The sequence below is a fragment of the Streptomyces sp. NPDC000983 genome (assembly GCF_040299205.1).
Classification (GTDB): Bacteria; Actinomycetota; Actinomycetes; order Streptomycetales; family Streptomycetaceae; genus Streptomyces.
In genome coordinates, this window is the sequence record NZ_JBEPBM010000014.1 from 1 (window position 1) to 13,066 (window position 13,066).

Annotated in this window: 11 protein-coding genes and 1 pseudogene; 7 read left to right on the forward strand and 5 right to left on the reverse strand. The window is 72.7% G+C overall.

Annotated features, from left to right (window positions below; translation table 11 throughout):
* From ABT296_RS17835 to gap, 5 genes and pseudogenes are all read left to right on the forward strand, one after another.
* Positions 1–255: pseudogene (locus ABT296_RS17835) on the forward strand (3-hydroxyacyl-CoA dehydrogenase); the annotation flags it as partial.
* A 177-nt stretch (positions 256–432) separates the two neighbouring features.
* Positions 433–2,346 (forward strand): AMP-dependent synthetase/ligase, encoded by a 1,914-nt coding sequence (locus tag ABT296_RS17840; RefSeq protein WP_351928244.1) that lies wholly within the window; start codon positions 433–435, stop codon positions 2,344–2,346.
* An 81-nt stretch (positions 2,347–2,427) separates the two neighbouring features.
* Positions 2,428–2,649, forward strand: a complete 222-nt coding sequence (locus tag ABT296_RS17845) for a hypothetical protein (RefSeq protein WP_351928246.1) — start codon at positions 2,428–2,430, stop codon at positions 2,647–2,649.
* Positions 2,650–2,925: 276 nt separating this feature from the next.
* On the forward strand, positions 2,926–3,882 hold the full coding sequence (locus ABT296_RS17850) for a GlxA family transcriptional regulator (protein WP_351928248.1): 957 nt from the start codon (positions 2,926–2,928) through the stop codon (positions 3,880–3,882).
* Positions 3,883–3,989: 107 nt separating this feature from the next.
* Positions 3,990–4,988, forward strand: a complete 999-nt coding sequence (gap, locus tag ABT296_RS17855) for a type I glyceraldehyde-3-phosphate dehydrogenase (protein WP_351928250.1) — start codon at positions 3,990–3,992, stop codon at positions 4,986–4,988.
* Positions 4,989–5,022: 34 nt separating this feature from the next.
* Here the strand turns inward: gap and ABT296_RS17860 are convergent, their stop codons facing one another.
* Positions 5,023–5,433 (reverse strand): contact-dependent growth inhibition system immunity protein, encoded by a 411-nt coding sequence (locus tag ABT296_RS17860; RefSeq protein ID WP_351928252.1) that lies wholly within the window; start codon positions 5,431–5,433, stop codon positions 5,023–5,025.
* Between the two features lie 125 nt (positions 5,434–5,558).
* Between ABT296_RS17860 and ABT296_RS17865 the strand changes: the two genes are divergently transcribed.
* Positions 5,559–6,554 carry an RNA polymerase subunit sigma-70 gene (locus tag ABT296_RS17865; protein ID WP_351928254.1) on the forward strand — a complete coding sequence of 332 codons (996 nt, stop codon included), beginning with the start codon at positions 5,559–5,561 and terminating at the stop codon, positions 6,552–6,554.
* 121 nt (positions 6,555–6,675) lie between these two features.
* Here the strand turns inward: ABT296_RS17865 and ABT296_RS17870 are convergent, their stop codons facing one another.
* The 4 genes from ABT296_RS17870 to ABT296_RS17885 form a co-directional block, all read right to left on the reverse strand.
* Entirely contained in the window at positions 6,676–6,849 is a 174-nt protein-coding gene (locus ABT296_RS17870) for a CsbD family protein (RefSeq protein ID WP_351928256.1), read from the reverse strand.
* Positions 6,850–6,932: 83 nt separating this feature from the next.
* The gene (locus tag ABT296_RS17875) at positions 6,933–8,378 is read right to left on the reverse strand and encodes a condensation domain-containing protein (protein ID WP_351928258.1); all 1,446 of its coding nucleotides are present in this window, start codon (positions 8,376–8,378) and stop codon (positions 6,933–6,935) included.
* Positions 8,369–9,871, reverse strand: a complete 1,503-nt coding sequence (locus tag ABT296_RS17880) for a condensation domain-containing protein (protein WP_351928260.1) — start codon at positions 9,869–9,871, stop codon at positions 8,369–8,371. The genes ABT296_RS17875 and ABT296_RS17880 overlap by 10 nt, the downstream gene beginning before the upstream one ends.
* 547 nt (positions 9,872–10,418) lie before the next feature.
* Positions 10,419–11,069 (reverse strand): TetR/AcrR family transcriptional regulator, encoded by a 651-nt coding sequence (locus ABT296_RS17885; protein ID WP_351928262.1) that lies wholly within the window; start codon positions 11,067–11,069, stop codon positions 10,419–10,421.
* Positions 11,070–11,450: 381 nt separating this feature from the next.
* Here ABT296_RS17885 and ABT296_RS17890 point away from each other — a divergent pair, with 381 nt between their 5' ends.
* Positions 11,451–13,049 carry a GMC oxidoreductase gene (locus tag ABT296_RS17890; protein WP_351928264.1) on the forward strand — a complete coding sequence of 533 codons (1,599 nt, stop codon included), beginning with the start codon at positions 11,451–11,453 and terminating at the stop codon, positions 13,047–13,049.
* Positions 13,050–13,066 lie beyond the last annotated feature (17 nt).

Consider the following 13,066-nt stretch of genomic DNA (forward strand, 5'->3'; position numbering starts at 1 on the left):
CTGGACACCGTCCGCCTCCTGGAGGAGGGCGTGCTGACCTCGGTCGCCGACGCCAACATCGGCTCGATCTTCGGCATCGGCTTCCCCGGCTGGACCGGCGGAGTGCTCCAGTACATCAACGGCTACGAGGGCGGCCTCACCGGTTTCGTGGCCCGCGCCCGCGAACTCGCCGAGCGGTACGGCGACCGCTTCACGCCGCCCGCGCTGCTGGTGGAGAAGGCCGAGCGCGGCCTGCTCTTCAGCGACGCCGTGTAGAGGCCCGTTCCCTGCGGACGTTCCCGGGGTGCCCGACGCGGCGACGACCGGTCGGGCACCCCGAGGCCACGGACCAAAACGCCGCCTCGGAACGGCCCGTACTCGCCACCCCTGGTTCCGACGCCCGCCCCCTTACCAGCCTTCTCCCCCGCTGGCCCATCCGCCCTGGAGGTCATCGTGCGTTCCGTACAGCCCCTGATCGAGACCCGTCCGCCGTCCGTGGCCCACCTGTTCCTCGACCGGGTGAACGCCACCCCCGACGCCGAGGCCTACCGCTACCCCGACCGCACCGGCCCCGACGGCACCGTGGCCGGCGACGCCGACGGCACCGTGGCCGACGAACACTGGCACACGCTGACCTGGGCGCAGACCGCCCAGCGGGTGAAGGCGGTCGCCGCCGGCCTGATGGCGCTCGGCATCCGCCCCGCGGACCGGGTCGCGATCTCCTCCGGCACCCGCGTCGAATGGATCACCGCCGACCTCGGCATCATGTGCGCCGGGGCCGCGACCACCACCGTCTACCCCACCACCAACACGGACGAGACGGCGTTCATCCTCGCCGACTCCGGCAGCCGGGCCCTGTTCGCCGAGGACACGGAGCAACTCGCCAAGGCCGTCGCGAGCAGGGACCGGCTGCCCGAACTGACCCATGTGATCCTCTTCGACGCCCCGGACGGCGGGATCACCGCGGACGGTCTGACCGTCCTCACCCTCGCCGAACTGGAGGCCCTGGGCAGTCAGCACCTGGCCCTGGACCCGGGCGCGGTCGAAGCGGCGGTCGAAGCGGTCGACGGCGACGGACTCGCCACCCTCGTCTACACCTCCGGCACGACCGGGCGCCCCAAGGGGGTGCGCCTGTCGCACGACGGCCTGGCCTACCAGGGCCTGGCGCAGGCGGAGAGCGCCCTGATCGCCGCGGACGACGTGCAGTACCTGTGGCTGCCCCTGGCGCACGTCTTCGGCAAGACGCTCGTCTCCGGCCAGATCCACACGGGGCACACGATGGCCGTGGACGGGCGGGTGGACCGGATCGTGCACAATCTGCCGCTCGTCCGGCCGACCGTGATGGCCGCCGTGCCGCGCATCTTCGAGAAGGTGTGCAACAGCGCCGCAGGCAACGCGCGGGCGCGGGGCGGCATCACGTACGGGATCTTCCGTTGGGCGGTGGACGTCGCCCGCAGCCACGCGAGAGCGACCGAGGCCCGCCGCCTCGCCACCGGGCGCGGCGGCGCGCCGCTGGGGCTGCGGCTCCAGCACGCGCTCGCGGACCGGCTCGTCTACGCCAAAATCCGGGCGGCGTTCGGCGGGCGGCTGCGCCGCGCGGTGTCCGGGAGCGCCCCGCTGGCACCCGAGATCACCTACTTCTTCGCCGGCGCCGGCATACCCGTCCTGGAGGGCTACGGCATGACCGAGACGACGGGTGCCGTCGCGGTCAACCGGCAGCACGACATGCGGATCGGCACCGTGGGCACCGCCCTGCCGGGCTCCGAGATCCGGATCGCCGAGGACGGGGAGGTGCTGCTGCGCGGCCCCGGCGTGATGCGCGGCTACCACAACCTGCCCGACCGGACCGCCGAGGCGCTGGACGCGGACGGCTGGCTGTACACCGGGGACATCGGGGAACTCGACGCCGACGGCTGTCTGCGGATCACCGACCGCAAGCGGGACCTGTTCAAGACCTCCGGCGGCAAGTTCGTCGCCCCCAGCGAGATCGAGGGCAGGTTCAAGGCGGTCTGCCCGTTCGTCAGCAACATCCTGGTGATCGGCGAGGGCCGGAACTACTGCACCGCCCTCATCACCCTGGACGAGAGCGTGATCATGCCGTGGGCGGCCGAACACGGCCTCGCCGGCGGGTCCTACGCGGACGTGGTCGCCACTCCCGAGGTGCGGCGGTTGATCGACGGCTTCGTGCGACGCCTCAACGGGGAGCTGCAACGCTGGCAGACCGTCAAGAAGTTCACGCTGCTCCCCCGGGACCTGGACGTCGAACACGGTGAACTCACCCCGAGTCTGAAGATCAAGCGCCCGGTGGTCGAGAGGACGTACGCGGCGGCGGTGGACGGCATGTACGAGGGCACGAACGAGTGGTGACGGGCGTCCGAACCGTCATCGAAACGGTGCTCTGTGCCATTGGTCACAACACGCGGGATGCGGACGCGTGCATACTGAGCCATGACGAACTCTCCGGGCCGCCGGCGCCATCTGCCCACCAGCCCCTTCGCAGCACCCGTCGCACCCCCCACGAAACACTTCGAACCGGGCGATCAGGTCACTCATGACATGTACGGCCTCGGCCGGGTGATCGGCGTCGAGGACGGCGTCGCGACGCTGGTGGACTTCGGCTCGACGCCGGTCCGGGTCCTGAGCCCGTACAACAAGATGACCAAGCTGTAGAGCCGCTGCACGCGGTTCCGGCGACCGGCCCCGTACGGGGCCGGTAACGAAAGGCAGAACTCTCATCAACGCGACTTCGCTGTTCTCCGCTCCGGAGGGGCAGCCCCTACGTTCCACGGAGGCGGCACCGCCTCCGGTCACGGACCCCTTCCAGGCCCCCGACTTCGGAGAAGAGGACACCTCCTGGCCGGAGCCCGGCCCGGCGGCACACGCCGCCGCGGGATGACCGGCCGCCGTCTCGCGGCACCCGGCTCGCCGCCCGCGTAACCTTTCCCTGTGCCAGCCTCCCGCCCGCATCGCGTCGCCGTGCTCGTTCTCGACGGCGCGAAGCCGCTGGATGTCGGCATCCCGGCACAGGTGTTCACCACGCGGGCGAGCATGCCGTACGAGGTACGGGTGTGCGGGGCCGAACCCGGCCTGGTGGCCGGCGGTGACGGCCTCGCCTACTCCGTGCAGCACGGGCTGGAGGCGCTGGCGTGGGCCGACATCGTCTTCGTACCCGGCTACCGGCACCCGGACCGCGACGACCCGCCCCAGGCGGTCCTCGACGCGCTGACGGCCGCCCACGACCGGGGCGCGCGGCTCGCCGCCATCTCCACCGGCGCCTTCGCCCTCGCCGCCACCGGCCTGCTGGACGGCAGGCGCGCCACGACCCACTGGCACTACACCCGGGCGCTGATGGCGAAGCACCCGCTGGTCCGGGTCGACGAGAACGTGCTCTTCGTCGACGAGGGCAGTGTGCTCACCTCGGCCGGCGCCGCCTCCGGCATCGACCTGTGCCTGCACATCCTCCGCGCCGACCTCGGCGTCGCCGCCTCCAACCACGCCGCCCGGCGGCTGGTCGCCGCCCCCTACCGCAGCGGCGGCCAGGCCCAGTACGTACCGCGGAGCGTGCCCGAACCGCTCGGCGAGCGGTTCGCCGCCACCCGTGAGTGGGCGCTGCACCGGCTGGGCGAGCCGCTCACCCTCGACACGCTCGCGCGGCAGGCCGAGGTGTCGCCGCGCACGTTCTCCCGCCGTTTCGTCGAGGAGACCGGCTACACGCCCATGCAGTGGGTGATGCGCGCCCGGATCGACCTGGCCCGCGAGCTCCTCGAACGCTCCGAGCGCAGCGTCGAGCAGATCGCGGGCGATGTCGGGCTCGGCACCGGCGCCAATCTGCGGCTGCACTTCCAGCGGATCCTGGGCACGACCCCCACCGAGTACCGGCGCACCTTCACCCGCGGCGAGTGACCCACCTCCCACCGGCTGGCGGGATCCTTTTGAACCATGGCGATCCAGCCACTGTCAGTGGCGTCCGCCGCGGACGATGCTGGCGGGGACGGGAAGGGACCCCACACATGACTCGCATCGCCATCAACGGATTCGGCCGCATCGGGCGCAACGTGCTCCGCGCACTGCTGGAGCGCGACAGCAGCCTCGAGATCGTCGCCATCAACGACCTCACCGAGCCGACCGCTCTCGCCCGGCTCCTCGCCTACGACAGCACCTCGGGCCGCCTCGGACGTCCGGTCACCACCGACGGCAACACCCTCGTCGTCGACGGCCGCCGGATCACCGTGCTCGCCGAGCGCGAGCCGGCGAACCTGCCGTGGGCCGAGCTGGGCATCGACATCGTCCTGGAGGCGACCGGCCGCTTCACCTCCGCCAAGGCCGCCCGCGCCCACCTCGACGCCGGCGCGCGCAAGGTGCTCGTGAGCGCCCCCTCCGACGGCGCCGACGTCACCCTGGCCTACGGGGTCAACACCGACGCCTACGACCCGGACCTGCACACCATCGTCTCGAACGCCTCCTGCACCACCAACGCGCTGGCGCCGCTGGCGAAGGTCCTCGACGACCTGGCCGGTATCGAGCACGGCTTCATGACCACCGTCCACGCCTACACGCAGGAGCAGAACCTGCAGGACGGCCCCCACCGCGACCCGCGCCGCGCCCGCGCCGCCGGCGTCAACATCGTGCCCACGACCACCGGCGCCGCCAAGGCGATCGGCCTGGTCCTGCCGGCGCTCGACGGCAAGCTCTCCGGTGACTCCATCCGCGTGCCCGTCCCCGTGGGCTCGATCGTCGAGCTGAACACGACCGTCGCCCGCGACGTCAGCCGCGACGACGTGCTGGCCGCCTACCGCGCCGCGGCCGAGGGGCCCCTGGCCGGTGTCCTGGAGTACTCCGAGGACGCGCTGGTCTCGTCCGACATCACGGGCAACCCCGCCTCGTCGATCTTCGACTCGGAGCTGACCCGGGTCGAGGGCCGCCATGTCAAGGTCGTCGCCTGGTACGACAACGAGTGGGGCTTCTCCAACCGCGTGATCGACAGCCTCGAACTCCTCGCCTCGGCCTGAGCCAGGGCGACACCTCTGCGCCCGGCCGGGCAGCTCACGGCCGGGCGCAGAAGCGTGCGAGCTGCCCGGCGGCACCGCGGGGCAGCCCGGCGACCTCCGCCGGCGTCAGCGCCCGCACCACCTCGCGCAGGCGCGCTGCGTCGTCGGGCAGCACCTCCCAGGCCGAGGCGGGGGCTCCGACGGCGGCCAGCAGGAGATCGCCCCCGTAGAACCGGGCGTCGAGCAGTGGTTCCCCGACCAGCAGGCGCACCGCGAGGGGCAGGATGCGGGTCGGTGCCACCTGCTGGGTGACCAGAACGCGCAGATCCGCCGGACCGAGCCTGCCCAGCGGCACCCGCCGCAGTCCGTGCACCGTGCGCACCAGCCCCGTCGCGTCGTCGGGGTCCGGCCACCGGGGCGGGTCCAGCTCGTCGAGCGTACGGTCGAGATGCAGCGGACGGTCCATGGGAACGCATCCTCCCCCATGGCGACCCCACTCCCGAGCGGGTGGCCGCCGACCCGAGTGATGACTTTTCGCGCTCGTACCCGTCACACCTACGACGGGACACCACGAGGCGGAAGGATCATGTGATGAGTACGGACACGCGGCTGGAGGAGCTGGGTGTGAGCAGCCTGGACGAGGTCGACGAGCCGGCGTTCTCCGCACTGGCGGAGCGGCACCGGCGGGAGCTGCATGTGCACTGCTACCGGATGCTCGGCTCGTTCGAGGACGCCGAGGACGCCGTGCAGGAGACCTTTCTGAGAGCCTGGCGGCGCCGGGAGACCTTCGAGGGACGCTCGACGTTCCGGGCCTGGCTGTACCGGATCGCCACCAACACCTGTCTCGACCTGCTCGCCAAGTCCCGCCCGGAACCCGCCACCGGCGGCGAGGTGCTGTGGCTCCAGCCCTACCCGGACCGGCTCCTCGACGAGCTGCCCGCGGGCGACACGGACGAGCCGGAGGCGGTCGCCGTCGCACGCGAGACGATCGAGCTGGCGTATGTCGTCGCGGTCCAGCACCTCGCGCCGCGCCCACGGGCCGTGCTGATCCTGCGGGACGTGCTCGGCCGGCCCGCGAAGGAGGTCGCCGAGATCCTCGGGGACTCCGTCAACTCCGTGAACAGCGCGCTCCAGCGGGCCCGGGCGGGCATGCGGGAGCATCTGCCCGCCGAGCGGCAGGACTGGACCGGCGGTGAGCAGGACGCCGGCACGCGCGATCTCGTACGCCGCTACACCGATGCCAGTGTGGCCACGGACATCGGCACGATCGCCACCATGCTGCGGGACGACGTCCGCTGCTCGATGCCGCCCACGCCGGGCCTGAACGTGGGCCGCGACGCCGTGGTGAAGGACTGGGTCGAGGGCGGCTTCGAGGGCATGAAGGGCCTGCGCCCGCTCCTCACGGCCGTGAACCGGCAGCCCGCCGTCGCCTTCTACCTCTGGCAGGAGCGGGCGGGCGCGTATCTGCCGCTGACGATCGACGTCCTGCGGATCGCCGGCGGGGCGATCGCCGAGATCACGACGTTCCACGCCGACCGGTTCCCGCGGCTGGGGCTGCCGGAGAGCCTGCCGGCCGAAGCCCGGTGAGCACGACGACGGGCGGGGTCCGCGAGAGGGGACCCCGCCCGTGGTCGTGGAGCCGGCCTTGCCGGCCGGTCGGGACTGATTGCCGGTCGGGGCGTCCCGGCCGGCCGGGCTCTCGGGCCGGTCAGTGCTTGAAGACGTCCTTGGTCTTCTCCTTGGCCTGACGGGCCGCGCCCTTGGACTTCTTGGCCTGTCCCTCGGCCACCATCTGCTCGTTGCCCACGGTCCGGCCGGCTGTCTCCTTGGCCTTTCCCGCAGCCTCTTCCATCTTGCCCTTGGCCTTCTGCCGTCCGGCCATCTGTGTTCACTCTCCTCCGTGAGGGGATGTCCTACCGGTGCCGAGTACCCCGTATCCGGCAGCGAAACGGAGTACCCCGTACGTCACGCCGTCTCGGCGATCCTCCGTACGGCCCGCTGGAAGCAGGCGAAGAAGCGCGGCACCTCGGTGCGCGCCCGCGGCGTGTCGGGGTAGCTGGCGAGCAGGTAGGTGCGGTCCCACACCCTGTTGATCCACAGGAGCACCTCGCTGGCCGGGCTGGGGCCGACGAGGGCGTTGCACTCGGCGTCCTGCCACTCGCGGGAACCGGGGATGTGCCGGGCGTCGATGTAGGAGACGACCGGCAGGACGCGGGCGGCGTCGGAGTGCAGGGAGAAGCCGGTGAGTTCGGCGACGCGCAGGGGTGAGACCAGGGTGAGGTCTGCGGCCCTGGCGTAGGACCCGCCCGCGGCCGCGAGCAGCCGGGGCAGGGGCAGGGCGGTGCCGTCGGCGTCGACGAGCGGGAAGGCGACGGGCACCAGGTTGATGAACCAGCCCTGTGTCGCCTGCCAGCGGGGTTCGTCGCGGGTGTGGACGACGGACAGGCCCCGGTAGGCGTCCCGGCCGCCCAGTTCGTGGTGGACGACGCCGAGGGCGGCCAGCAGTCCCGCGGAGAATCCGGCGCCGTGCGCACGGCACGCCTTGGCGAACGCGTCGCCCTGGTCCGGCGTGAGCAGATCGAGTTCCAGGGCCCTGCTCGGGCGGTTCTCCCCGGCGGGGACGCCGAGGTCGAGGGGGAAGGACGGCATCGGTCCGGACAGGAAGAACTCCGCCCACCGGCCGACCTCCGGCCCGTCGAGGCGCAGGGCGGAGGCGCGCCGCCGGTCGACGAGGCCCGCGTCGACGTAACTGCCCGCGTCCGGGAGCAGGGCGGGGGTCCGGCGCAGTTCCGCCTCGTACAGCGCGCGCAGTTCGGCGAAGACGAGGGTGACGGAGTAGCCGTCGGTGTGCGCGTGGTCGACTGCGTAGTAGAGGGTCGAGGAGTCCTCGCGCAGTACGGCGGCGGCGGTGAACGGCGGCCAGGCCAGCGGGTCGGTGCCCGTGCGGAACCGCTCGGTCAGGAAGTCCCGCAGCTTTGGCCCGGACCCGGACGGCCCGAGCGGGACGGCCTGGACGTGTACGTCGTCGGCGTCGACGCGGTGCCGGACCAGCCGTACGTCGTCAGCCTCCTCCCCGGTGCCGTCCCTGGCGGGCGCCGGTGCTCCGTCCGGGTGCGCGGTGAAGTAGGTGAGGAGCGTGTCGTGGCGCAGGATCCACCGCCGCAGGGCCCGGGCCATGGCGGGGGCGTCGAGGCGGCCGGGGAGGTCGAAGCAGATGCCCAGCCAGGGCGACTGGGCGCGCCCGGCCCGCGCGTTGGCGAGTCTGCGGCGGATGTGGTTCTCCTGGACCAGGGACGGTGGCGCGGGGTGGACGGGGGCTCGCCGGGCCTTGGCCAGGACGCGCTCGGGGATCCGGAATTCGACCAGTTCGCCGGGGCGCGGCAGGTGGTCGGCGAGCGGAGTCATCCGCATGGCGCTGGTTCCTTTCCTTCGACGGCGTCGCGGCGGCCGGTTCGCCCGGTCGCCGTCGTTTCGGCCGGTGTTCCGGTGGGGTGCGGGGACTGCTGCGCGACCACCCGGCTCATGCGGTGCCGGAACTCGGCGAGGTAGCGCGGGACGGTGTTCCGTGCGGTGTGGCTGCTGGGGAAGCGGTAACTGAGGTAGCAGCCCTCGTGGTTGCGCATCACCCACAGGAAGACCTCCCGGGTGCCGACGCGGCGGCTGCGCAGCGCGGTGGCGTTCCACCGGGTCCACTGCGCGGAGCCCGGGAGGTGGCGGAGGTCCATGTAGGACACCATGAAGCGGACGGGCAGTTCACGGCCGAGCAGTTCGGCGACCCTGGCCAGCGGCACGTCGGCCAGGGGGCGGGCCCGTCGGATCGACTCGGTGGACTCCTTCAGCACGCGGCCGAAGTCGTCGGCGTCGGGCACCGGCACGCTCACCGGCGCGATCCCCACGTACCAGCCCATCGCCGGGCGGTGGCGTCCCTCGCGCCGGGTGTGGAAGGGCACCGCGGTACGGAAGGTCCGCAGTCCCGCCCGTTCGCGGGCGGCGAGCGCGAGGCAGGCGAGGACCCCGGAGAGGAAGGTGCCGTCCTGGGCTCGGCAGGCCAGGTCGAAGGCGCGGGCCTCCTCGGCGTCGAGGAGCCATTCGCAGGCGCCGGTCTGCGGGGCGCGTCCGGCGGACTCGGGGGCGAGGAGCGGCAGGACGAACCCGGGGAGTCCGCCGCCGGTCTCGGCGAGCGACTCGCGCCACCGCTCCACGGCTCGGTGTCCGTCCCGCAACGACGCCGCCTCGGCGCGCTCGGTCTCGGCGAACTCCGGGTAGCCGCCCACCGGTTCGAGTGTCGCGGCGCGTCCCTCGCGCGCCGCCGCGTACAGCTCGTGTATCTCCCGGGCGATCCGGAAGACCGAGTAACCATCGACGTTGTGGTGGTCGAAGCCGAGCAGCAGGGTGGTGGACCCGAGGCGTTCCACGGTGAGGAAGACGAACGACGGCCAGGTCAGCGGGTCGGTCCGGGCGTCGAGGAGCCGCTCCACGCGGGCCAGCAGGGCCGTTCGGTCGGTGAACTCGCCGCGGGGGGTGCGCTGTACGTCGGCCGCGCCCGGACTCAGGGTGGTGCGGCGTAACCGAGGGGGGTCGCCGTCGGGGTGCGGGGTGAGTCTGCTGCGCAGGGTCTCGTGACGGTCGATCCAGTCCAGCAGCGCTCGCCGGAGGGCGGTCGCGTCCAGTGGGCCCGGCAGTTCGAAGGCGGTGGCCAGCCAGGCCGGCGGGCGCGGGCCGGTGCGGTGGCGCAAGGCGTCGTTGAGGTAGGCCTGTTGGAGGTACGACGGCGGCCGGCCGTCGGGGGCCCAGGCATCCGGCGTGGGGGTCGCGGCCGGAGCGGCCGGGGTGGCCGTCGTGGCCCTCCAGACCGTCAACCGGCCCGGGCGTAGCGCGAGATCGTCTAGGTCGATGAACTTCACGGCCCTGCCTCTTGGCCCGAGCGGGCCTGATGTGTGGGGATGGGGATACCGGCGAACCCCGGCTCGTTCCGGCGCCGGGTGCGCGTACCGGGAGTGGAGCGGTACGGGGTGGTCCACGGTGTGCCCGGCTCCGGCGGCGCGTTACGGCGGGCCGGGTGGCGCGGGATTCGGCACGGGGTGCCGCCATGACGGCGGGTGAGGCGAGTGCGGGTGCTCCGGAGCGGTGCGGGCGGACTCTGCCGGTGGGCGCCGCGTGGGTGGGGACGCGCGGTACCGGAGAGCCGTGCAGACCCCCCGCGAACAGGGGAAACAGGTGATGGCGAGCGCGGGAGGGCGGTGCTTGGTGCGGCGGTGCGTGGCCGGACAAGCAACCTTTCTGAACAGTAACTTACTGGCCGGTCAGGTCAGAGGATAGGGACGGCGGCACTCAGTGACAAGTGGGCCGCAGGTGACGGAACGACATTCACGGAAGCGCCCGGGACCCGGGCGGCGGCGAACCCGGTCCGGCCTCGGCTCCCGAGCGGGAGCGCCTCGGACGGGAGCCCACTCAGTACGGCAAGCCCTCCGACGCCGCACGCAGGGCCGCGTCCAGGCAGGCGGCCATCTCGGTGTTCGCGGCGCTCGGGTCGTCGGCGTGCCGGCGGGCGAACTCCTCCGCCGCGGCGCGCAGGGCACCGTTGAGCGTCGCCGCGTGCACCGCGATGCGCAGGTCGCCGGGGTCCGCACCGACGCGCTCCGCCAGGAGCCGGCCGAGGACGGGCAGGGCCTCGTCGTGGGCCTGGAGCCAGACGGCGCGCAGGGCCGGGTCGGACGACGTCATGCGGATGAGGTCGAGGATGGCGGGCGTACCGGGCGGGAGGTCGCCGTCGTGGAACAGTTCGGCGACGAAGTCCAGCAGGCTCGCCTCCGCGGGCCAGCGGCCCAGCCGGTCGACGGCGAAGTCGAGCCCCGCCGCGAGCAGGGGAAGGACGCAGCTCTCCTTGGTGGGGAAGTGGCGCCACACCGTCCGGGCGGAGATCCCGACGGCCTGGGCGATCTGCTCCCCCGTCGTCGCCGCGACTCCCTGCGAGGTGAACAGGCGGACCGCTTCCCGGGCTATCTCCAGCCGGAGCGCGGCCCGTCGGCGCTCGACGAGTGACGGACGGTCTCCGTCGTCCTGTGTGAACCGCTCCCGCGCCTTCGACGGCGTCTGTCGCACCCTCGCCCCCCGCACACCGCTACCGGATCACCGCAGCATAGTCAGGCGACACCCCCGGACGAACCCCGGCACCTCCCGCGCGGGCCGGGTCCACGGCGCCCCGACGGGCGGCCGATCGCCCGGTGTCACGCGCACCGACCGCCCGGCTTCACCCGCACCGACCGCCAACTCCCGCACAACTGACGCACGCAGACACCTTGTCACTGAGTGACAGACAACCCTACTCTGCGGTAGCTGACCGGCGAGTAACCACCCCACCACTCGCCCCTCTTTGGCATGCGCACGCCATTTTCGACCAGCCCTCCACTCCCGGCAGGACCTGCCGCGCCCGGGCCCGCACACCGATCGACGGCACCCCACACCCTCGTCAAGGAGTCGCACATGCCCCCTCCCAGCAGGCGCGCACTGCTCACCGGCGCCGCCGCGCTCACCGCCGCGAGCGCTCTGCCCCCACCGCCCGCCTCGGCCGCCCCGGCCCGCGTACGGCTCACCAGGGAGGAGCACCGCGTCGTCGTGATCGGCTCGGGCTTCGGCGGCGGCGTGGCCGCGCTGCGCCTCGCCCAGGCAGGCGTCCCGGTGACCGTGCTGGAACGCGGACGGCGCTGGCCGACCGGCCCGAACGCCGAGACGTTCCCCCGCGTCTCCGGCCTCGACAAGCGGATGCTCTGGTACGGCACCCTCCCCGAGGCCGCCCGCCCGCTCGCACGCCTCCTGGGCACCGCGCTCGACTTCCCGCCCTACACGGGGCTCCTCGAACCCGTACTCGGCGAGAACATCCTGAGCGTCTGCGCCGCCGGCGTCGGCGGCGGGTCGTTGGTGTACCAGGGCATGACGCTTCAGCCCTCGGAGGCCGTGTTCACCACCTGGCTGCCCGAAGAACTCGACTACCGGCACATGAACGCCGTCCACTACCCCAGGGTCGCGCGCATGCTCCGCGTCGCCCCGGCCCCCGACGCCCTGGTCGAGTCACCCACCTACTACACGGCACGGGTCTTCGCCGAGCGCGTACGGAAGGCCGGATACGGCGTCGAGAAGATCCCGATGCCGATCGACTGGGACTACGCCCTCGCCGAACTGCGCGGCGAGATGAAGCCCTCCTACACCAACGGCGACTGCGCGCTCGGCGTCAACAACGGCGGCAAGCACTCCGTGGACGTCACCTACCTCAAGGAGGCCGAGGCGACCGGCAGGGTCACCGTCGCCACCCATCACCACGTCACCTCCGTGGCACGGGCCGCCGACGGCCGCTGGGAGGTCCACGTCGACCGCACCGACGACTCCGGGACCGTGCGGGAGCAGAAGGTGCTCACGACCCGGGCGCTGATCATGGCGGCCGGAAGCGTCAACACCAGCAAGCTCCTGGTGCGCGCCGCGGCGACCGGCGCCGTCCCCGACCTGCCCGACGGGCTGGGCGAGGGGTGGGGCACCAACGGTGACCGCATCTACGCCTGGACCAACCTGCGCGAGGACTTCGGCGCCGAGCAGGGCGGCCCCGTCGTCTACGGCAGCAAGGCGTGGCAGGACCCGGCCACCGCCAACACCGTCATCCAGGCCTCGCTGCCGCCGCTGGGACTCAACACCCGCACCACCATGCTGGTCGGTTTCGGCGTCAGCCCCGGCCGCGGCCGGCTCCGCTACGACGCCGCCTCCGACTCGGTGCGCCTGCACTGGCCGGCGGACGGCGACGCGGACTGCCACCGCGCCATCCACGACCGGGTCACCCGGATCTCCCAGGGCATCGGGGTCCTCACCGACACCAACTCCCTGGTCAACAGCACCTGGCATCCGCTGGGCGGCGCGTCGATGGGCACGGTCTGCGACCTGGAGGGGCGCGTGCTGGGACAGCGCGGCCTCTACGTGCTCGACGGCGCGCTGATCCCCGGCACGACCGGGGCCTGCAACCCCTCGATGACCATCGCCGCGGTCGCCGAACGCGCGCTGGACGCCCTCACCGCTCACGACGTCGGCACGGTCATCTGATCCACCACCACACCCAG

What these genes read in the sequence shown, in the direction of transcription:
- ABT296_RS17845 (WP_351928246.1), top strand. Translation starts at nt 2,428, where the DNA reads ATGACGAACTCTCCGGGCCGCCGGCGCCATCTGCCCACCAGCCCCTTC.
- gap (WP_351928250.1), top strand. Translation starts at nt 3,990, where the DNA reads ATGACTCGCATCGCCATCAACGGATTCGGCCGCATCGGGCGCAACGTG.
- ABT296_RS17860 (WP_351928252.1), bottom strand. Translation starts at nt 5,433, where the DNA reads ATGGACCGTCCGCTGCATCTCGACCGTACGCTCGACGAGCTGGACCCG.
- ABT296_RS17865 (WP_351928254.1), top strand. Translation starts at nt 5,559, where the DNA reads ATGAGTACGGACACGCGGCTGGAGGAGCTGGGTGTGAGCAGCCTGGAC.
- ABT296_RS17870 (WP_351928256.1), bottom strand. Translation starts at nt 6,849, where the DNA reads ATGGCCGGACGGCAGAAGGCCAAGGGCAAGATGGAAGAGGCTGCGGGA.
- ABT296_RS17875 (WP_351928258.1), bottom strand. Translation starts at nt 8,378, where the DNA reads ATGCGGATGACTCCGCTCGCCGACCACCTGCCGCGCCCCGGCGAACTG.
- ABT296_RS17890 (WP_351928264.1), top strand. Translation starts at nt 11,451, where the DNA reads ATGCCCCCTCCCAGCAGGCGCGCACTGCTCACCGGCGCCGCCGCGCTC.